At 67.2% G+C, this 20,323-nt stretch carries 19 protein-coding genes; 11 read left to right on the plus strand and 8 right to left on the minus strand.

Annotation, left to right across the window (positions count from 1 at the left end; all coding sequences use genetic code 11):
• Positions 1-245 precede the first annotated feature (245 nt).
• The 5 genes from LJ725_RS18125 to LJ725_RS18145 form a co-directional block, all read right to left on the minus strand.
• The gene (locus LJ725_RS18125; RefSeq protein ID WP_230552058.1) at positions 246-962 is read right to left on the minus strand and encodes an ABC transporter ATP-binding protein; all 717 of its coding nucleotides are present in this window, start codon (positions 960-962) and stop codon (positions 246-248) included.
• Positions 959-1,690, minus strand: a complete 732-nt coding sequence (locus tag LJ725_RS18130) for an ABC transporter ATP-binding protein (protein WP_230552059.1) — start codon at positions 1,688-1,690, stop codon at positions 959-961. The genes LJ725_RS18125 and LJ725_RS18130 overlap by 4 nt, the downstream gene beginning before the upstream one ends.
• A complete protein-coding gene (locus LJ725_RS18135) occupies positions 1,687-2,685 on the minus strand; it encodes a branched-chain amino acid ABC transporter permease (protein WP_230552060.1) in 999 nt (332 codons plus the stop codon). Before LJ725_RS18135 ends, LJ725_RS18130 begins: the two co-directional genes overlap by 4 nt.
• A complete protein-coding gene (locus LJ725_RS18140) occupies positions 2,682-3,563 on the minus strand; it encodes a branched-chain amino acid ABC transporter permease (RefSeq protein ID WP_230552061.1) in 882 nt (293 codons plus the stop codon). The genes LJ725_RS18135 and LJ725_RS18140 overlap by 4 nt, the downstream gene beginning before the upstream one ends.
• Before the next feature lie 188 nt (positions 3,564-3,751).
• Positions 3,752-5,002, minus strand: coding sequence for an ABC transporter substrate-binding protein (locus LJ725_RS18145; RefSeq protein WP_230552062.1), 1,251 nt, complete (start codon positions 5,000-5,002; stop codon positions 3,752-3,754).
• Between the two features lie 73 nt (positions 5,003-5,075).
• Here LJ725_RS18145 and uraD point away from each other — a divergent pair, with 73 nt between their 5' ends.
• The 5 genes from uraD (at position 5,076) to LJ725_RS18170 (ending at position 10,553) form a co-directional block, all read left to right on the plus strand.
• Complete coding sequence (gene uraD / locus LJ725_RS18150; RefSeq protein WP_230552063.1) at positions 5,076-5,957, plus strand: 2-oxo-4-hydroxy-4-carboxy-5-ureidoimidazoline decarboxylase; 882 nt, start codon at positions 5,076-5,078, stop codon at positions 5,955-5,957.
• 17 nt (positions 5,958-5,974) lie between these two features.
• Positions 5,975-7,414 (plus strand): NAD-dependent succinate-semialdehyde dehydrogenase, encoded by a 1,440-nt coding sequence (locus LJ725_RS18155; RefSeq protein ID WP_230552064.1) that lies wholly within the window; start codon positions 5,975-5,977, stop codon positions 7,412-7,414.
• A gap of 159 nt (positions 7,415-7,573) precedes the next feature.
• The gene (locus tag LJ725_RS18160; protein WP_230552065.1) at positions 7,574-8,548 is read left to right on the plus strand and encodes a Bug family tripartite tricarboxylate transporter substrate binding protein; all 975 of its coding nucleotides are present in this window, start codon (positions 7,574-7,576) and stop codon (positions 8,546-8,548) included.
• A 46-nt stretch (positions 8,549-8,594) separates the two neighbouring features.
• Complete coding sequence (locus LJ725_RS18165) at positions 8,595-9,575, plus strand: Bug family tripartite tricarboxylate transporter substrate binding protein (protein ID WP_230552066.1); 981 nt, start codon at positions 8,595-8,597, stop codon at positions 9,573-9,575.
• Positions 9,576-9,578: 3 nt separating this feature from the next.
• Positions 9,579-10,553, plus strand: a complete 975-nt coding sequence (locus tag LJ725_RS18170) for a Bug family tripartite tricarboxylate transporter substrate binding protein (RefSeq protein ID WP_230552067.1) — start codon at positions 9,579-9,581, stop codon at positions 10,551-10,553.
• Between the two features lie 52 nt (positions 10,554-10,605).
• Here the strand turns inward: LJ725_RS18170 and LJ725_RS18175 are convergent, their stop codons facing one another.
• Positions 10,606-11,352: an SDR family NAD(P)-dependent oxidoreductase gene (locus LJ725_RS18175; protein ID WP_230552068.1), complete on the minus strand. Its 747-nt coding sequence runs from the start codon at positions 11,350-11,352 to the stop codon at positions 10,606-10,608.
• 39 nt (positions 11,353-11,391) lie between these two features.
• Here LJ725_RS18175 and LJ725_RS18180 point away from each other — a divergent pair, with 39 nt between their 5' ends.
• Positions 11,392-12,174 carry an alpha/beta fold hydrolase gene (locus tag LJ725_RS18180; protein ID WP_230552069.1) on the plus strand — a complete coding sequence of 261 codons (783 nt, stop codon included), beginning with the start codon at positions 11,392-11,394 and terminating at the stop codon, positions 12,172-12,174.
• Positions 12,175-12,273: 99 nt separating this feature from the next.
• Positions 12,274-13,200, plus strand: coding sequence for a cation diffusion facilitator family transporter (locus tag LJ725_RS18185; protein WP_230552070.1), 927 nt, complete (start codon positions 12,274-12,276; stop codon positions 13,198-13,200).
• A 12-nt stretch (positions 13,201-13,212) separates the two neighbouring features.
• On the opposite strand, the gene LJ725_RS18190 is transcribed toward LJ725_RS18185, so the two are convergent.
• Both LJ725_RS18190 and LJ725_RS18195 read right to left on the minus strand, forming a co-directional pair.
• Positions 13,213-14,409: a CaiB/BaiF CoA transferase family protein gene (locus LJ725_RS18190; RefSeq protein WP_230552071.1), complete on the minus strand. Its 1,197-nt coding sequence runs from the start codon at positions 14,407-14,409 to the stop codon at positions 13,213-13,215.
• A gap of 110 nt (positions 14,410-14,519) precedes the next feature.
• The gene (locus tag LJ725_RS18195) at positions 14,520-15,308 is read right to left on the minus strand and encodes an enoyl-CoA hydratase (RefSeq protein ID WP_230552072.1); all 789 of its coding nucleotides are present in this window, start codon (positions 15,306-15,308) and stop codon (positions 14,520-14,522) included.
• An 82-nt stretch (positions 15,309-15,390) separates the two neighbouring features.
• Between LJ725_RS18195 and LJ725_RS18200 the strand changes: the two genes are divergently transcribed.
• From LJ725_RS18200 to LJ725_RS18215, 4 genes are read left to right on the plus strand one after another with little or no spacing between them, the layout of a single operon-like run.
• Positions 15,391-16,458 (plus strand): ABC transporter ATP-binding protein, encoded by a 1,068-nt coding sequence (locus LJ725_RS18200; protein WP_230552073.1) that lies wholly within the window; start codon positions 15,391-15,393, stop codon positions 16,456-16,458.
• A gap of 3 nt (positions 16,459-16,461) precedes the next feature.
• On the plus strand, positions 16,462-17,538 hold the full coding sequence (locus LJ725_RS18205) for an extracellular solute-binding protein (RefSeq protein ID WP_230552074.1): 1,077 nt from the start codon (positions 16,462-16,464) through the stop codon (positions 17,536-17,538).
• A gap of 3 nt (positions 17,539-17,541) precedes the next feature.
• Positions 17,542-18,594 carry an ABC transporter substrate-binding protein gene (locus LJ725_RS18210; RefSeq protein WP_230552075.1) on the plus strand — a complete coding sequence of 351 codons (1,053 nt, stop codon included), beginning with the start codon at positions 17,542-17,544 and terminating at the stop codon, positions 18,592-18,594.
• Positions 18,591-20,270 (plus strand): ABC transporter permease, encoded by a 1,680-nt coding sequence (locus tag LJ725_RS18215; protein WP_230552076.1) that lies wholly within the window; start codon positions 18,591-18,593, stop codon positions 20,268-20,270. Before LJ725_RS18210 ends, LJ725_RS18215 begins: the two co-directional genes overlap by 4 nt.
• Positions 20,271-20,323 lie beyond the last annotated feature (53 nt).

The following is a 20,323-nucleotide window of genomic DNA, read 5'->3' on the forward strand; positions in this document are numbered from 1 at the left end:
CAAAATCAACGGTGGAGGCACCGAGCTCAGGAACGGGCTTGTAGGCCCCAGGAGACTCCGGGCTCTCCACCGAGACCGCGCCCGCAACTCTACGCCGACGCGGCCGTCTCTTGATACAAGGAGCGCCGCGAAGCGGCGCGTCTCGAAGGATGGGCAACAGGCGGGGTGCGCCTGACCACCCTTCGAGACGCGGTCTTGCGGACCGCTCCTCAGGGTGAGGATGTTGGTGAAAAGCCGATGAAAGGCTAGAGCCCCAGATAGGCCTGTCGCACGCGATCGTTGGTCAGGAGATCGGCCGCCGGACCCTCGAGTTCGATGCGGCCGTTCTCCAGCACATAGCCGCGGTGGGCGATGCGCAGCGAGGCCATGACGTTCTGCTCGACCAGCAGGATGGTCAGGCCCTCCTCGTTGAGGCGGCGCACGATGCGGAAGACTTCCTGCACGATGGTGGGCGCGAGGCCGAGCGAGGGTTCGTCGAACATGATGAGGCGCGGCTGGCCCATGAGGCAGCGGCCTATGGCCAGCATCTGCTGCTCGCCGCCTGAAAGCGTGCCGGCGGCCTGGCGCCGCCGTTCGGCCAGCCGCGGGAACATGGCGAAGACGCGCTCGAGCGTCTGCTTCTCCAGGGCCCGCGCGCGTTTGGGCGTGGCGCCCATCTCGAGATTCTCGATCACCGACAGATTGGGGAAGACCTGCCGTCCCTCGGCGACATGGCCGACACCTGCCTCGCACACGCGATAGGAGGGCCAGCCGGTGATGTCGGTGCCGTCGAACCAGACCTGGCCGCGTGCCGGCTTCTCGATCCCGTGGATGGAGCGGATCAGCGAACTCTTGCCCGCGCCGTTGGCGCCGACGATGGCCACGATCTCGCCCTGGGCGATCTGCAACGAGACGCCGGCCAGCGCCTGGGCGTCGCCATAGTAGAGATCGAGGGTCTCGACCTGGAGCAGGGGGGCGCTCATGCCGGCTCCGGTTCGCCCAGATAGACGTCGAGCACGGCCTGGTGGCGCGCGATCTCGGCCGGCGTTCCCTCGGCAATCTTCTCGCCGTAGCTCACCACCACGATGTTGGACGCCAGCGCCATGACGGCGCGCATCACATGCTCGATCAGCAGGATGGTGAGGCCGGTGCGCCGGTTGAGGTCCTGCAGGAAGGAGACCATGACGTCGATCTCGGTGGGTCGCAGCCCCGCCATCACCTCGTCGAGCAGCAGCAGCTTGGGCTCGGTGGCGAGCGCGCGCGCGACCTCGAGCCGCTTGCGGTCGGGCAGGGTCAGGCTCTCCGCCGCCTGGTGGCGGCGGTCGTGCAGGCCGAGCTGCATCAGGATGTCGGCGGCGTAGGCGCGCGCTTCGCCGAGACGGGGGCGGCGGTGCAGCGCGCCGACCGTGACATTCTCCAGCACGCTCAGCCCCTTGAACGGCTTCACGATCTGGAAGGTGCGGCCGACGCCTGCGTCGCACACGAGGTCGGGCCGCAGTCCGGAGATCTGCCGTCCGTCGAGTCGCACGCTCCCGGCGTCGGGTCGGTAGACGCCGGCGATCATGTTGAAGATCGTGGTCTTGCCGGCGCCGTTCGGGCCGATCAGGGCGTTGATGGCGCCCGCCGGAACGTCGAACGACACGTCGTGCACGGCGCGCAGGCCCCGGAAGCTCTTGCCGATGCCGTCCAGTTCGAGGCGCGCGCCGCTCACTGGCGCTTCTCCCCGAAGCCGAAGCGTTCCGCGATCCAGGGCCACACGCCGGCCGGCCGGTACATCACGATCACCAATAGCGCGAGTCCGTAGAAGATCTGCTTGAGGCCCGAGACGTGGAAGACCTCGCTCAGGTCGGTGAAGATCTCGCCGAGGCCGGTCAGCACCACGGCGCCGACGATCGGGCCGAACAGCGTGCCCAGCCCGCCGATGATCGGCGCCAGGGTGAATTCGATCGAGCGGCCCATGGCGAAGGCCGTCTCGGGGAAGAGGTTGTTGTAGTAGAAGGCGTTCCAGACACCGGCCAGCGCCGTCAACGCGGCCGAGATCACGATCGCGATCATCTTGCAGCGCAGGACCGGCACGCCGACCGCCTGCGCCGCCTCCGGATCCTCGCGAATGGCCAGCCAGTAGCGGCCGAGCCGGCTCTCCAGCAGGGCACGGCACAGGATGAAGGCGCCGACGGCCAGCGCCAGGATCACGTAGTAGAAGAGGAGCGGCCCGCCCCGCAGGTTCAGCATGTCGGAGCCGGCATCGACCTTCAGGAACAGGCCGCCCGAGCCGCCGGCCCAGGCCCAGTGGTCGAAGGCGATGCGGGTGAACTCGCTGAAGGCAATGGTGAGCAGCGCGAAATAGACGCCGGCCAGCGAGAAGCGGAAGCCGAGATAGCCGACGACCGATCCTGCCGCCGAGGCTGCCAGCACCGCGACGAAGACGCCGGCCCACGGGCCGATGCCGTAGTGGAAGAACAGTCCTGCCGCGATGTAGCCGCCGAGCCCGGCATAGAGCGCATGGCCCAGCGAAAGCTGGCCGGCGAAGCCCATCATGATGTTCCAGGCCTGGCCGACATAGGCGAAGTAGAGGACCAGGATCAGCACCGAGAGGCCGTACTTGCCGAGCAGCGCGGGCGCCACCAGCAGGAAGGCGAACAGCAGGCCGAGGCCCCAGAGCGAGCGGGCCGGCACGCCGCCGGTGAGTCGTGCGAGCAGGTTCATGGCCCGCTCTTGCCGAACAGGCCCTGCGGCCGCAGCAGCAGCACCAGGATCAGGATGCCGAAGCTCACCATGCTCTTCAGCGACGGCTGCAGCAGGAGGCCCGCCACCGCCTCGCTGACGCCGATCAGCAGGCCGCCGGCCAGCGCGCCGGTCATGCTGCCGAGCCCGCCCACGATCACGATGACGAAGGCCAGCAAGGTGTATTCGGCGGCCAGGAAGGGCGTCACCGGGATGATGGTGATCATCAGCGCGCCGGCGGCGCCGACGCAGGCCGCGCCCACGCCGAAGGTGAAGGCGTAGAGCCGGCGGACGTCGAGGCCGACCACCAGGGCGCCGAGATTGTTGTCGGCGGCGGCGCGGATCGACTTGCCGGTGCGGGTCCGGGTGAAGAACAGCCAGAGCAGGCCCGCGATGACGACCGCAGTGAGGGCGGCGTGAACGCGCACGGCGTCGAAGACGAAGGGGCCGAGTTCGTAGGAATCGAACTGCGAGTCCATCTGCACGCCGCGCGAATCGGGGCCCGCGATCACCAGGCAGGCATTGACCAGCAGGATCGCGATGGCCAGCAGCAGCAGGAACTGCTGGTGCTCGGGCCGGCCGATGAAGGGAGAGATCACGGCGCGCTGCAGCGCGTAGCCCGCGCCGAAGAACAGCAGGGCGATCAGTGGCAGGCTGAGCATCGGCGAGACCTGCAGGTACTCGAACCCCATCCAGGCGAGATACATGCCGACGACCATGATCTCGCCATGCGCGAAATTGACCACGCGCATGACGCCGAAGATCACCGACAGGCCGAGCGCCATCAGCCCGTAGACCATGCCGGTCAACAGGCCCTTGGTGATCGCCTGGGCGAGCGAGAGAAGAAAGTCGGCGGTCATTCTTTCAGGCTCCTCTCCGCCCGCGAAGCGGGGGGAGAGGCTGGGTGAGGTGGGTCATGTGCGGCTCTGCGGGCGAGGCCATCTCGGAAGAGAAGACAACTTCATCCTCCCATTGCTTCGCAACGGGCCCCTCCCTCTCCCCCGCTGCGCGGCGGAGAGGTGGTTTGTGCGCCGAAACAATTTCAGCGTCAGGTACGGCGCTTGTCGTTCCACGGCGGCATCGGGAAGACGAGCGGCGCGGCCGCCGATTCGAGCGGCAGTACGACCGTGGGCTTGCGCTTCAGGTTCTCGACCGCGGTGGCCTTGATGTTGACGTTCTGTCCCTTCGCATCGAACTGGATCGGGCCGCCGACCATGACGTGCTGGTCGATCTTGATCTTGCGCAGCGCCTCCATCAGGTCGCCGGGCTTGGTCGATTTGGCGGCAAGCCAGGCCTGGGCGGCGATCAGGATCCCCTCGAAGGTGAAGCCGCCGTTGAGGTCGAGCTGGTCGTTCGGGTACTTCGCGGCATGACGCTTCTCGAGCGCGGTCGTCATCGCCGACTTCGGGTCGAGCCACGGCACGTTCGAGATCATGAACTCGCCGTACTTGCCCATGGTCTTCAGGAAGTCCTGCTCGTAGAGGCCGGGCGCGCCGGGATTGAGGACGCCCATCGGCTCCCAGCGCTGCTTCACCATCTCCTGGACCAGCAGCTTGGCGTCGTTGAGGCGGCTGACCGGCAGCAGCAGCTCGGCCTTGGTGGCCTTGGCTTTGGCAACCTCGACCGAGAGATCCTTGGCCGCGACGTCGTAGCTGATCGTGTCGACCAGCTCGTAGGGCATGTCGAGCTTGGGGAACAACGCCTTAATGCCGTTGATCATCGAGGTGCCGAACGTGTCGTTCACGCTCATCAGCACGGCGGTTTTCGGCGTCTTGCCCGAGACCTTGAAGATCTCCTTGTGCAGTGCCAGCGCGCCGGTGATCAGCATCGGCGCCGTCGGGAAGTTGCGCACCACGAACTTGTAGCCCTGCTCGGTGATCTGAGGCGCGGCCGCGATGTTCACCACCAGCGGGACGCCGCGCTGCTCGCAGACCTGTGCGATGGCGATGGTCTGGCCTGAATCGAAGGCGCCGACCAGCATGTGGCAGCCCGCGTCGATCGCCTTCTCGGCCTGGGTGCGGGCGACGTCCGGCTTGGTCTCGGTATCGTAGTTCACGATGTCGAGCTTCACCGGCAGCTTCATGTCGGTGAACACCTCGTTCGCCACGTCGGCGCCGCGCTTGCAGGCCTGGCCGATCTGCGCCTGGAGGCCCGAGGTCGGCAGGAGCAGGCCGACCTTGAGGTTGGCGGGACCTCCCTGGGCGAAGGCGTCGCGCAGCGGCAGCGGGGCTCCGAGCAGGGCAGCACCCGCCAAAGCGGTCTGGCCGAGGCGGCGGCGGGTGAAGTTGCGGCCGGTCATTGCGGCTCCTCCCTATGGATTTTGCTGACGCGGACTATAGAGACGGTCCCGGGGGCATGCTAGGTGGGCCGGCATGTTCCATGCCCTCGCCGACCTCAATCGCGCGGCCCCTGCGGACTTCTGTGCCGCCGTCGGCGACACTTTCGAGCTGGCGCCATGGGTCGCCGAAGCGGTCGTCGGGCAGCGGCCCTTCGCCAGCGTCACGGCGCTCCACGAGGCGATGATGGGCGCGGTCCGGGCGGCCCCGCGGGACCGCCAGCTCGCCTTCGTGTGCGGCCATCCCGATCTCGCCGGCAAGGCGGCTCGCGCCGGCGCTCTGACCGCGGAGTCGCGGCACGAGCAGGCGAGCGTCGGCCTCGACACGCTGTCGGAGGAGGAGTTCGCGCGCTTCCATCGGCTGAACGATGCCTACAAGCAGAAGTTCGGTTTCCCCTTCATCGTCTGCGTGCGCCGACATACCCGCGATTCGATCCTGAACCAGTTCGAGCGCCGGCTGCGCCACGACGCCGCGACCGAGTTCGCCACCGCCCTGCAGGAGATCGCCTTCATCACCCGGCTGCGCATCGCGGCCAAGGTGACGGGAGAGGGAATGCCGCGGGTCGACGGGCGCCTCAGCACGCACGTTCTCGATACCCATGCCGGCCGTCCGGCGATGGGCGTCGCCATCGAACTGTACGAATTCACGGGCGATCGCGCCCATCGCATCGCCACGGCGGCGACGAATGCCGACGGCCGCACCGATGCGCCGCTGATCGGCGGAAGGCCGCTGCCGATCGGCCGCTACGAATTGCGGTTTGCGATCGGTGACCACTTTCGCAGCAGGGGCATCGAACAGGGCGATCCGCCTTTTCTCGACATCGTGCCTTTACGCTTTTCCATCGCCGAGCCGGAGGGGCATTATCACGTCCCGCTGCTCTGCACGCCCTGGAGCTACTCGACCTATCGCGGAAGTTAAGAAACGGAGGAGACCGAATGACGAGCTATAGCGACGTATCCCTGATGATCGACGGTGCCTGGACCAAGGGCGCCAACGGCCGGACGATCCCGGTGATCAATCCCGCAACCGAAGAAGTCATCGGTCAGGTGGCCCATGCCGAGAAGGCCGATCTCGACCGCGCTCTCGAAGCCGCGGAGAGGGGCTTCCAGGAATGGCGCAAGGTCTCGCCGTTCGACCGTTACAAGGTCATGCGCAAGGCCGCCGAGCTGATCCGCCAGCGTGTCGACGAGATCGCGCCGATCATGACGCTGGAGCAGGGCAAGCCGGTGATCGAGGCCAAGGGCGAGACCCTGCTGGCCGCCGACATCATCGAGTGGATGGCCGAGGAAGGCCGCCGCACCTACGGCCGCATCGTTCCGGCCCGCCTGCCCAACGTCCACCAGCTCGTGATGAAGGAGCCGGTCGGACCGGTCGCCGCCTTCACGCCGTGGAACTTCCCGATCAACCAGGTGGTGCGCAAGGCCTCGGCCGCGCTGGCCACCGGCTGCTCGATCATCGTCAAGGGCCCCGAGGACACGCCCGGCTCGTGCGCGCAGCTCATCAAGGCCTTCGTCGATGCCGGCGTGCCGAAGGGCGTGATCCAGCTCGTCTACGGCGTGCCGTCGGAGATCAGCGAGTATCTGATCCCGCATCCGATCATCAAGAAGGTGACGTTCACCGGCTCGACGCCGGTCGGCAAGCAGCTGGCCGCTCTCGCCGGCGCACACATGAAGCGCGTCACCATGGAACTGGGCGGCCATTCGCCGGCCATCGTGTTCGAGGACGCCGACGTCGACCAGGCGGTGAATGTCCTGGGCGCCAACAAGTTCCGCAACGCCGGCCAGGTCTGCGTCGCGCCGACCCGCTTCCTCGTTCACGAGAAGGTCTATCCGGAGTTCGTCGAGAAGTTCACGGCCTACGCCAAGAACATCAAGGTCGGTAACGGCCTCGACGCCGACACGCGCATGGGCCCGCTCGTCGCGGAGCGCCGCCTGCACGCGATCGACGGCTTCGTGAGCGACGCCCTGGCCAAGGGCGCCAAGGTCCAGACCGGCGGCCAGCGCAAGGGTAACAAGGGTTACTTCTACGAGCCGACCGTCCTCACCGACGTGCCGCTCGACGCCAGGATCATGAACGAGGAGCCGTTCGGCCCGCTGGCGCCGATCTCGCCGTTCAAGGACTTCGACGGTGTGATGAAGGAAGCCAATCGTCTGCCGTGGGGTCTGGCGGCCTACGCCTACACCACGAACTCGAAGACCATGGCCCAGGTTGGCGCCGCCTTCGAGAGCGGCATGGTGTCGATCAACCATCATGGTCTCGCCCTGCCGGAAGTGCCGTTCGGCGGCATGAAGGATTCGGGCTACGGCTCGGAGGGCGGCATCGAGGCGCTCGAGGCCTATCTGAACACCAAGTTCATCAGCCAGCTCGGCATGTAATCCGCCTCTACCGGGCGGGAATGGGCCCTCCTCCGATCCATCGGAGGAGGGCCTTTTCGTCTGCGGAACCTGTCGCCCCTCGGAACGGCGGACAATCGGCGACTCGCCTTTTGGCCGGGCCGATCTATACGGGTCCGGTATCGACCGAGGAGCGTTGAAATGAAGCGTAGAAATGTCATGGCCGCCCTGGGCGGTCTTCCGGTCGCCGCCGCGCTGGGATCGGCTGCGCGGGCACAGGACGCCTATCCCGCGCGGATCGTGAAGATCCTCGTGCCGTTCGGCCCGGGCGGCTCGACCGACATCATTTCGCGCCTGATCGGCAAGCAGCTCGAGACCATGACCGGCAAGCCGTTCGTGATCGAGAACAAGCCGGGCGCCACCGGCATGATCGGCACGACGCAGGTCAAGAATGCGCCGGCCGACGGCTATACGATCCTGCTCGGCTCGACCAGCACGCTGGCCGCCAACTACAGCCTCTACAAGTCGATGACCTACGAGCCGTCGGATTTCACGACGGTCGCGGTCAACGGCACCATCGGCAACTTCATGCTGGTGAAGCAGGACGCACCGTACAAGACGGTCAAGGAATTCGTGGCCTATGCCAAGGCGCAGCCCAAGCCGCTGTTCTCCGGGTACGGCAATGCCTCCTCGCGTGTGCCGGCCGCCCTGTTCGAGGTCACGACCGGCGTGAAGTTCGAGGAGGTCGCCTATCGCGACGCCGTCGCCTCGATCCAGGATCTCAACGCCGGCCGCGTCGACTGCGTGTTCCCCGACCAGGTGGTGGGCGAGAGCTACGTGCGCTCGGGCTATGTTCGCGCTCTCGCCGTCACCTCGAAGGAGCGCTCGCCGCTCTTCCCCGACGTCGAGGCGATCTCGGAGACCTATCCGGAGTACTCGATCATCTCCTATTCCTGCTTCGCGGTGCGCCGCGAGACGCCGGACGACATCAAGAAGAGGCTCAACCGCCTCATCATGGACGCTCTCTACGAGCCTTCGGTGATGGAGCGCGTGAAACAGCTCGGATTTCTGCCGCCGCCGAAGGACTGGACCATCGCGCAGTGTGACGCCTTCGTGACGAAGGAGCGCGAGGATTGGACCCGCTACATCAAGCTGGCGAAGATCGAGCCGCAATAACGGCCGCTATTGCGCCGCGACGGCGGACCGTTAATCTCGCGCCCGCATGAGCGGGATCGCGCGGCGGAGCCTATTGGGCGGATTGCTGGCGGCCGGCGCCGGGGCGGCGTCGCCCGCGCGCGCCGACGACTGGCCGACGCGGGCCGTCTCGTGGATCGTGCCGTTTCCGGCCGGCGGCGGCTCCGACATGTTCGCCCGCCCGATCGCGGCCCGCGTGGCCGATGCGATCGGCCAATCTGTCGTGATCGACAATCGCAGCGGCGCCGGCGGCACGGTCGGGGCCGCGGTCGCGGCCCGCGCGGCGCCGGACGGTTACACCCTGCTGGTGGGCGACACCGGGCTCGCCTATGCGCCGACTGTCTATCCGCGGGCCGGCTTCGACTTCCTGCGCGACTTCGCGCCCATCGCTGCCTTCGGCCGCGTGCCCTACGCGCTTGTGATCAATCCGGCACGGCTGGACGTGGCCAACCTCGAAGCCTTCATCGAGAAGGCGAAGCAGGCGCCGGGCGGCATCGACATCGGCTCGGCCGGCCTCGGCACCGTGACGCATCTCGCCATCGGTCTTTTCGAGGGCCGCGCGGGGGTGAAGCTGACGCACGTTCCCTATCGCGGCGGCGCGCCCATGCTGCAGGACCTGCTGGCCGGCCAGATCGGCGCCGCCTTCGTGCTGGTGACGGCCGTGGCGGGCTACGTCCGCTCGGGCAAGCTGAAGGCGCTGGCCGTGATCAACCGCCGCCGCGACGCGTTGCTACCCGGCGTGCCGACGGCGCACGAGGCGGGCCTGCCCGACTTCCGCATCACCACCTGGTTCGGCCTGTTCGCGCCGGCCCGCACGCCCGACGCCATCCTCGACCGAATCCATGCCGCCGTGCAGCAGGCGCTGGGCTCGGACGAAGTGAAGCGCCTGTGGGCCGAGCACGGTGCGCGGGTCGAACTCGAGAGCCGGGCCGATTTCGCGAGCTTCATCGCCCGCGAGACCGAGCGGTGGAGCCGCATCGCCAAGGCCGCCAACGTCCAGATGGAGTGAACCATGGTGCTTTCGCGTCGTGCCACACTGGGCGGCCTTCTAGCCGCAACGGCCATCGCCCCCGCGAACGCACAGCAATGGCGGCCGTCGCGGACCATGAACTGGATCGTGCCGTTCCCGCCCGGCGGTTCGAACGACACCTTCGCGCGCCCGGTCGCGGTGCATGTCAGCCGGACCCTCGGCCAGCCGGTGGTGGTCGAGAATCGCAGCGGTGCCGGCGGCACGCTGGGCGGCATGGTCGTGGCGCGGGCGCGACCCGATGGCTGCACGCTGCTGGTTGCCAACAGCGCGCAATCCTTTGCCACCGTCGTCTATCCCGATTCGGGCTTCGACCTGCTGCGCGACTTCGCACCCGTGAGCAACATCGCCAGGGTGCCGGTCGGTCTCGTGGTCAATGCGGCGCGACTCGACGTCAAGGATCTCGCGGGCTTTCTCGCGGCGGCGCGAAAGGCGCCGGACACGATCAACATCGGCTCGTCGGGTCTCGGCACCATGCCGCACCTCGCCATCGAGCTTCTGCAGCGGCGCACCGGGATCAAGCTGATGCACGTGCCCTATCGCGGCGGCGGCCCGGCGCTGCAGGACCTGCTGGCCGGCCAGCTCGACGCGACGTTCCAGCCGCTCAGCACGGTGGCGTCCTACGTGCAGTCCGGAAAGTTGCGCGCGCTCGCCGTCGCCACCGCAAAGCGGGAGAGCGTGCTGCCCGACGTGCCGACCTTCGCCGAGGCTGGCGTGAAGGATTTCGAGGTCAGCACCTGGTACGGGCTGTTTGCCCCCCGCGCGACGCCGGCCGCGCCGCTCGACGCGATCCATGCCGCTGTCCAGGCGGCGCTGGCGGAGCCGGACATCAAGCGCGTCTGGGCGGAGCAGGGCGCCCGCATCGACCTCGAAAGCCGCCAGGCCTTCGGCGACTTCGTGAAGGCCGAGGTCGAGCGCTGGAGCGCCATCGCGAGCACCACCGGGCTGCCGATGGAGTAGTGCTTTCGTGTTCCTCTCCACCGCTAGGGGGGGAGAGGTGCCTGATTTTGATTCAGGTCTGACCGCCGCCGTTCACCTGGATCATCTGGCAGTTGACGTAGGCGCCGCCGTCGGAGACCAGCAGGCCGAGTACCGACCCGATTTCGGCGGGTGTGCCCATGCGGCCGAGCGGGACCTTGGCCATCGTCTCGAGGCGATGGTGGTTCGACTCGGCGTCGTCCTCGACGTCGGCCGAGATCGGGCCGGGCGAGATCGCGTTCACGGTGATGCCCTTCGGCCCGAATTCCTTGCCCAGCGCCTTGGTGAGACCCCAGACGCCGTGCTTGGCAACGGAGACCGGCGCGCGACCGGCATAGCCGTGCATCGCGTTCATGCCGGTGAAGTTGACGATGCGGCCCCAGCCCTTCTTCACCATGCCGGGCAGGCAGGCCTGCGACAGCCAGACGGCGGCGTCGAGATCGACCGAGATGACGCGCCGCCAGTCGGCCTCGCTCATCTCGAGGAAGGGCTTGGCCGGCCGCAGCGCGGCATTGTTCACCAGCACGTCGACCGAGCCGAACTTCGCGATCGCCTCCTGGGCCATGCGGCGGCATTCCTCGGCGCTGCCGACATCGGCCATCACGACCAGCGTCTCGACACCGAGGGCCGCGGCTTCCCTGGCCACCGACTCGCAGGCCTTGCGGTCCGACGAGCCGTTGATCACGACGTCGTAGCCCATCCGGGCGAGCTCCAGCACACAGGCCCGACCGATGTTTCGGCCCGCGCCGGTCACCAAAGCAGTTCTCCGCGTCGTGGCCATCTTCTATATCTCCCGCTTCATAGGTTCAGAGGGCGTGACGTGGAGCTAAGGACAATTCCGCTCGGCCAGCGCTCGGCGAGAGTCTGGACCGGCGGCACCGGCGAGGCAATCGTGCTGCTGCATGGCGGCTGGGCGGGCGCGGAAGCCTACTGGTCGACCGTGACGGACGATCTCGAACGCACGCATCTCGTCGTGGCGCCGGAGTTGCCGCCGATCCATTCGGTCGAGGGCCTGCCGAGCTTCGGCGCCTACGCTGCGTGGCTCGCCGAGCTGTTGACGGCGCTCGGCGTCGAGCGTGCGACGCTGGTCGGCAACTCGCTGGGCGCCACCGTCGGCTGGTGTTTCGCCGGCCGGTACCCCGAACGCTGCGCTCGCCTCGTGCTGGTCAACGGCTACCAGCCGCCGGTCTACTCGAAGATGCTGCGCTGGCTCGCCGGCAAGACGCCGATCCGCGCCCTGGCGCGCGGCAATCTGCAGCGACTGCACTACGGTCCCGAGGTCATCCCGCTCGCCTTCCACGATCGCAGCAAGGTGCCGGCCGAGATCGCGCGCATGCTCGACAGCTTCACCGCGGCCGACGTCGATCGTGTCATCGACCGGCTCCTGTCGGGCGAGAAGGCGCCGCCGCCGCCCAAGGGCTCTGTGCTGCTGATCTGGGGCGAAGCCGACCGCTCGCCCGTCCTCGACAAGAACGGCGCGCGCAAGATGCGGCTGACGCTGGAGGAGTCGCGGCTGGTGACGATCCCCGAAGCGGGTCACCTGCCTCAGGTCGAGCGGCCGGACGAGTTTCTGCGCGCGCTGCGGGGATTCCTGAAGCGCTAATCCATGGGTGCCGACAGGGCACCGAGTCCGAGGCGGATCCTTGCCGCCGCTGTCCTCCCTGCGGTGGCTATCGTAGTCTGAGGCCCGAGGGGGACGATCATGGCAGCAGGGCATTCCCACGGTTCGCAGGGTCGCGCGCAGGCGACCGGCTCCGCCGCTGCGCAGCACAAGACGCGCCTGAAATGGGCGTTTTTCCTGACGGCCTCGTTCATGGTGGTCGAGGTGGTCGGCGGCCTGGTGACCGGCAGCCTGGCGCTCATTGCCGACGCCGCCCACATGTTGACGGACGCCGGCGGCCTCGCGCTCGCCCTCATCGCCATCAACTTCGGCGAGCGTCCGGCGACGCCGCAGAAGACGTTCGGCTACGTCCGCATGGAGGTGCTGTCGGCGCTGGCCAATGCTGTCGTCCTGCTGGGTGTGACGGCGTTCGTTCTCTACGAGGCCTACGATCGTTTCCTGAACCCGCCCGAGGTCCTCGGCGGGCCCATGCTGGCGGTCGCCGTCGCCGGTCTGGTCGTCAATCTCGTCAGCATGAAACTGCTGTCGGCCGGATCGTCGGAGAGCCTCAACGTCAAAGGTGCCTACTTCGAGGTGATGAGCGACATGCTGGGCTCGCTCGGCGTGCTGATCGCCGCCGTCGTGATCCTGCTCACCGGATGGACGCTCGCCGATCCCCTGATCGGTGCCGGCATCGGCCTCTTCATCATCCCGCGCACATGGATGCTCCTGCGCGAGGCCATCCACATCCTGATGGAAGGCACGCCGCCCCATGTCGACCTGACGCTGCTGGAAAAGACGCTGCTGGGCATTCCCGGCGTGACGGCGGTCCATGACCTTCATGTCTGGACCATCACGTCCGGCGTCGATTCCATGAGTTGCCATCTCGTGGTCGCCGACATGGCCCGCTCGCGGGAAACGCTCGAGGCGGCGCAAGCGGCGATGCGCGACACGTTCGGCCTCTCTCACAGCACCATCCAGATCGATGACGAGGCGCTGCGAGCGCAGGAAGGCGCTTCGCGTTTCTGAGCAACGCGTAGACTAGACAGCGCCCCCCGACTTGAGGCCCGCGATCGCCTTCGCATCGTAGCCCAGCCCGGCAAGAACCTCGTCGGTATGCTGGCCGAGGTCCGGAGTCGGGTTGAGGGACTTCGGCTGCGGGTAGTCCGACAGGTTGATCGGCTGGCCGACCACCTTGATCTCGCCCAGCGCGGGATGGTTGACCGGGCGGGCGATGCCGAGGTGCTGGACCTGCGGTTCGGCGAAGGTCTTGTCGATCGTGTTGATCGGGCCGCAGGGGACGCCGGCCTTGTTCAATGATTCGATCCAGTGAGCGCTGGTGTTGGTCCTGGTGACCTCGGCCAGCCGCTCGTTCAGCGCCTTGCGGTTCTGCGAGCGCAGCGCGGGCGTCGCGTGTTCGGGATGGTCGATCAGCGCCTGGGCGCCGAGCGCCAGTGCGGCGCGCTTCCACATCTTGTCGCCGGCGGCGGCGATGTTGATGTAGCCGTCGCTGGTCGGGAAGACGCCGGTCGGGATGCTGGTCGGGTGGTCGTTGCCGGCCTGCTTCGCCACCTCGCCCTTCATCAGCCAGCGCGAGGCCTGGAAGTCGAGCATGAAGATCTGCGCCTCGATCAGCGAGGTGTGGACCCACTGGCCTTTGCCGGTTCGCTCGCGCGTGTAGAGCGCCAGCATGATCGCCTGGGCGAGCAGCAGACCCGAGGTGAGGTCGGCGATGGGGATGCCGACGCGCATGGGCCCACGGCCCGGCTCGCCGGTGATCGACATCAGGCCGCCCATGCCCTGGGCGATCTGGTCGACGCCGGGGCGGGCCGCATCGGGGCCGCTCTGGCCGAAGCCCGCGATCGAACCGTAGATGATGCGCGGGTTCACCTTTGCCACCGTGTCGTAGTCGACCTTGAGGCGATGCTTTACGTCGGAGCGGTAGTTCTCGACGATGACGTCGGCCTTGGCCGCGAGCTTCATGAAGATCGCGTGACCTTCCGGGCTCTTGAGGTTGAGCGTCATCGACTTCTTGTTGCGGTGCAGGTTCTGGAAGTCGAAGCCGTGTCGTGCGCCGCCCATCGAATCGTTGTTCTTGCCGCCTTCGGAAGGCGGCGGGGGCGGCTCGATCTTGATGACGTGCGCGCCCCAGTCGGCGAGCTGGCGCACGGCGGTCGGACCGGCGCGGTGCGCCGTGAGATCGAGGACGGTGAGATGCGAAAGGGGCAGGGCGGTCATGTAGCTTGCCTTTTGAAAATTTGCGTCATCCCGACCGGAGCGAAGCGGAGCGGAGGGATCTCTCTCTGGATGAAAGAGAGGCCCCTCGGCTTCGCTCGGGGCGCCGGCACTTACTTTCCTTTGAAGACGGGCTTGCGCTTTTCCATGAACGCCCGGCGGCCTTCCTTGAAATCCTCGCTGTCGAAACAGGCTTCGGCCATCTTGTCGAGCTTCGCATGGTCCTGCTTCGATTCGGGCTTGGCGATCTCGCGCGCCGCGGCTTTGGCGAGCGCGATGGTGAGCGGCGCATTCTGCGCGATGGCGCCGGTGATGCCGTCGACCATGGCGTCGAGTTCGGTATCGGCGGCGACGCCGTGGACGAGACCCATGTCGTAGGCCTCCTTGGAGGAATACTGCTTGGCCGTGAACAGGAACTCCATGGCGCGCGGCAGGCCGACGATGCGCGAGAAGCGCTCGATGCGCAGGAAGCCGTAGCCGAGGCCGAGCTTGGCGGCCGGCACGCCGAAGCGCGCACCCTCGTTGCAGTAGCGCAGGTCACAACAGGCGGCGAGATTCATGCCGCCGCCGATGCAGTAGCCGGTGATCTTGGCGATGGTCGGCTTGGGAAAGTCGTAGAGCGCCTCGTAGCCTTCCTTGGAAATGGCGTCGTAGCGCACCTGCGCCTCTGCATTGGCGCGTTCGCTTTCGAACTTGGAGATGTCGGCGCCGGAGACGAAGGCCTTGCCGCCGGTCCCGCTGACGACCAGGCAGCGGATCTCGGGATCCTGGGCGAAGTCCTTGAGGATGCTCACGAAGCCGTCCCACATGTCGAGCGAAACGGCATTGAGCTTGGCCGGGTTGTTGAAGACGACGTGGCCCACGGCGCCCTCGCGGCGGCCGATGATTTTCTGTTCCTGCATGCCGGCGATCCTTCAATTGAGGTCGGGGAATATAGCGCGCCCGAATTGAAATGAATAAGGTGCGAGTCAACAGGGAGGAAACGTGGCCGCAGTCGAACTGAAGGGCCTTTCCAAGCGCTACGGCGCTGCTGTCGCGGTCGACGATGTTTCGCTGCGCGTCGAGCACGGCCAGCTCGTCTGCCTGCTGGGCCCGTCGGGCTGCGGCAAGACCACGACGTTGCGGCTGATCGCGGGCTTCATCGAACCCTCGGCAGGCGAAATCGAGGTGGGCGGCAAGGTTCTCTCCTCGCCGTCGCGCACGGTGCCGCCCGAAGGCCGCAAGATGTCGATGATCTTCCAGAGCTACGCGCTGTGGCCGCACATGACGGTGGCGGAGAACGTGGCCTATGGGCTCAAGATCCGGAAGCTCGACCGTGCCACCATTGATGCGAAATTGAAGGCCATCCTCTCGACCGCGCGTCTCGAAGCGCTGGCCGACCGCTATCCCGGCGAACTCTCTGGAGGCCAGCAGCAGCGCGTGTCGCTCGCCCGCGCGCTGGTCGTCGAGCCCGAGACGCTGCTGCTCGACGAGCCGCTCTCCAATCTCGACGCCAACCTGCGCGAAGAGATGCGCTTCGAGATCCGCCGCCTGCACGACCAGTATCGCTACACGACGGTCTATGTGACCCACGACCAGGCCGAGGCCATGACCACCGCCGACCTGATCGCCGTCATGAACAAGGGCAGGGTCGAGCAGCTCGGGCCGCCGGAAGAAATCTACACCCGCCCGCGCTCGGAGTTCGTCGCCCGCTTCATCGGCGGTTCGAACGTGCTGGCCGCGACAGCGCTCGACGAGGTCCGCGTCTCCGTGGCCGGCGGCGCGCTGCGCACCACGGGTCGATCGCTGTCAGCCGGGCGGCCGGTCGCCGTCTCGGTCCGCCAGCACGAGATCGGCATTGCCCTCGAACCACCATCTTCGGGGGCGGAGAATCACCTGCAAGGGACCGTGACACGCCAGGTGTTCCTGGGTTCGACGCGCGACTACACGGTCACGCTCGCCGACGGAACGGAACTGCGCGTCACCGCGCCGCCGGGGCGCAACATCGCGCCCGGTCAATCGGTCTGGCTGCATCTGCCGGCGGAACAATGCCGGGCATTGGCGGAGGAGTGATCCATGACGAGTGAGCCGACCACGCGGAAGCTGACGCGACGCCATGTGCTTGCCGCCTCGGCGGCGGCGGCTGCCGGTTCGTTCATCACGCCGGTGCGCGCCGCGCCGCCGGAGCCGACGAAGATCACGCCGGCGCTGATCGAAGCGGCGAAGAAGGAGGGCAAGTTCTCCTGGTACACGTCGGTCGACCTGGCGCTCGCCGAGAAGGTCGCCAAGGCTTTCGAGGCCCGGTATCCCGGCGTCACCATGAAGGTCGAGCGCTCGGGCGCGGAGCGCAACTTCCAGCGCATCGGCCAGGAATTCCAGAACAGGATCTACAATTGCGATGTCGTGAACAGCTCTGACGCGGCGCACCTCATCGTCTGGAAGCGGGCGAAGATGCTGGCGCCGTTCGTGCCGGAGGACGTCGCGCAGTATTTTCCGGCGGCGCACAAGGATCCAGACGGCATGTTCGCTTCATGGCGCATCACGCTCTGCCCGATCGCCTACAACACGAAGCTGGTGAAGGCCGAGGACGCACCGAAATCCTATGCCGACCTGCTCGATCCGAAATGGTCGGGCAAGCTGGTCAAGGCGCATCCGGGCTACAGCGGCACCATCATGACGGCGACGCAGCAGCTCAGCCGCGATCTCGGCTGGTCGTGGTTCGAGAAGCTGGCGAAGCAGAAGGTCATGCAGGTGCAGTCGGCCACCGAGCCACCCAAGAAGCTGGCGCAGGGCGAGCGGGCGGTGATGGCCGATGGCGGCGAGTATGTCGCCGAGGAACTGAAGACGCGGGGCGAACCGGTCGAGATCGTCTATGCGGCGGAAGGCACGCCGCTGATCACCGGCCCATCGGCGATCATGGCCAATGCGCCCAATCCCAACGCGGCGCGCCTTTTCCACGCCTGGTCGATGACGCGCGAGGCGCAGCAGCTCAACATCGATGTCGGCGCGCTGCGCTCGGCGCATCCGCAGGCCGTGGACCGCCCCGACATGAAGAAGTTCTCCGACATCAAGCTGATGAGGGAAGAGGCGAGCGTCGTGGCCGACCAGGCCGACGCGCTCAAGGCCCAGTACGTCAAATACTTCAAGGTGTAGCCCATGCGCCGTCGTCAATTCGTCGCCGCTGCCGCGGCCTCCGCCGCCCTCGCGCCGCTCGCGGCGCGGGTCGTGTCCGCCGCGCCGGCACCGACTGCCCTTACGCCCGAACTGATCGAGGCGGCGAAGAAGGAAGGCAAGGTCACCTATTACACGGCGATGGATCTCTCCGTCGCCGAGCCGATGGCCAAGGCCTTCGAGACCAGGTATCCCGGCATCAAGGTCGCCGTGGAGCGTACCGGGGCCGAGCGCCTGTTCAACCGCATCGGCCAGGAAGTCGGCAGCAACATCCGTCGCGTCGACGTGGCCAACAGCTCCGACGCCGCGCACTTCATCGTGTGGAAGCGGCAAGGCTGGCTGGAGCCTTTCCTGACACCCGACATGGCCGAGAACCTGCCGGCCGACCAGCGTGACGCCGACGGCGCCTTCGTCAACCAGCGCACGCATCTGTCGACCATCGCCTACAACACGAAACTGGTGAAGCCCGAGGATGCACCCAAGGGCTTCGTCGATCTGCTCGATCCGAAGTACTCGGGCAAGCTGGTGAAGGGGCACCCCGGTTATTCCGGCACGATCATGACCGCGACCCAGCAGCTGGCGAAGGCGCTGGGCTGGGAATACTTCGACAAGCTCTCGAAGCAGAAAGTTCTGCAGGTCCAGTCGGCGACCGAGCCGCCCAAGCGTATCGAGGCGGGCGAGCGCGCCATCGCTGTCGACGGCAGCGACTATCTCTTCTGGATGGCGAAGGAGCGAGGGGCGCCGGTCGAGATCGTGCATGCCGTCGAGGGTACGCCGCAGATCTCCAACCCGATGGCGATCTTCAAGTCATCGCCCAATCCGAACGCCGCGCGACTTCTCGTCGGCTGGATCATGTCGCCCGAGGGCCAGGAGTTCATCGTCAAGGTGAGCGGCCAATATCCGGCGAACAAACGGGTGAAGGCCAAGGAAGGCCGTCCGGCGCTGGCGTCGATCAAGACTCTGCCGGAGGATCCGCTCGAAGTGGAGAAGACGGCCGACGAGATCAAGTCGCGATACCAGCGCTACTTCAAGGTATGACGCGCGGCATCGATCTCTCGCGGCCCGTACTCGTCGCCGTCGCCGCCCTGCTGGCGGTGATGATCGTGCTGCCGGTCGGCTGGCTGCTGGTCGTCAGCCTGACGTCGAAGGAGGGCGGCTTCACGCTCGCCAATTTCGCGACGTTGTTCACCGATCCGACCTTCGTCGATCCGCTGGTCACGACACTGATCATCTCCTGCTCGGTGAGCGCGATCTGCTGTCTGGTGGCCGCACCCCTCGGCTGGCTGGTGGCGCGCACCGACATGCCGCTTGCGCGCACCATCCGCACGCTGGTCATGGCCTCGCTGGTGACGCCGCCCTTCGTCGGGGCCATCGCCTGGGAGATGCTGGCGGCGCCCAATTCGGGCCTGCTGAACCAGCTGTGGCGGCTGCTGAGCGGCATGCCGCCCGACGAGGCGCTGTTCGACATCTACAGCCTCGGCGGGCTGATCTTCGTGATCTCCTGCTACACGTTCCCGTACGTCTTCATTCTGGTCGCCAATGCGCTCGACCGCATGCCCGGCGAACTGGAGGACGCCTCGTCGATGCTGGGCGCGAAGACCTGGCAGACCGCGCGGCTGATCACCGTGCCGCTGGCCTTGCCGACCCTGCTGGCCGGCGCGCTGGTCGCCTTCCTGCAGGCGCTGAACCTGTTCGGCTCGCCGGCCATCCTCGCCATCCCCGCGGGCTTCCACACGCTGACGACGCGCATCTGGAGCCTGTTCCAGTTCCCGCCCAAGCCCGAACTGGCGGCCGCGGCCTCGGTACCGCTGCTGGTGCTGACGGTGCTGCTGTTGCGCGCCCAGGCGATGGCGCTCGGCCGGCGCGGCTATGCGGTGCTGGGCGGAAAGTACGGTGCGCCGCGGCCCATTCGCCTGGGCTGGCTGCGCGTGCCGGCGGTGATACTGGCGCTGTTCGTGCTCGCCATGCCGCTCTTCCTGCCTTACGCGGCACTGTTCAACTCCGCCTTCTCGCGCGTGGCGTCGCGCATCGTCGGGCCGGACACGATCACGCTGCACAACGTGAAGTTCACGTTCCTCGAACTCAGCTCGACCATGCCCGCGCTCAAGAACACGTTCCTGCTGGCCACCGCCTCGGCGACGCTGGGCGCGCTGCTGGCGCTGATGATCGCCTACATCGTGGCGCGCAAGGCGATGCGCGGCTACCGCGTGCTGGGCTTCCTCGCCACCGCGCCGCTGGCCATTCCGGGTATCGTGCTCGGCGTCGGCCTGTTCCTAGCCTATACGCGCCCGCCGCTGGCGCTGTACGGCACGCTGTGGATCCTGCTGATCGCCTTCGTGACGATCGAGCTGCCGGCGGCCTACCAGCAGCTCGGCTCGGCCTTCCATGCCGTGCATCCCGAACTGGAGGAGGCGGGCCGCATGCTGGGCGCGACGCGCCTGCGCACCCTGGCCGACATCACAGCACCCCTGCTGCGCTCGGCCGTGATCGCGACGTGGTGCTTTATCTTCGTCGCCACCATCCGTGAACTGTCGGCCGCCGTGATCCTGTTCACCTCGGAGACCAAGGTCCTGTCGGTGCTGATCTTCGACCTGAAGGAAAGCGGCGACGTCGGGGCCATCGCCGTACTCAGCCTGACGATGGTGGCGATCACCACGATCGTGATCGCCGCCGCCAACCGTCTGCACGCAAGGCCTCAGGCCAGGCCGGCCTGACGCGGCTGGAGCCGCGCCGGAAGTCGAGCACCACCAACGACGAAAGGGAACCC

The organism is Reyranella aquatilis (genome assembly GCF_020880995.1).
In the GTDB taxonomy this organism is placed as follows: Bacteria; Pseudomonadota; Alphaproteobacteria; order Reyranellales; family Reyranellaceae; genus Reyranella; species Reyranella aquatilis.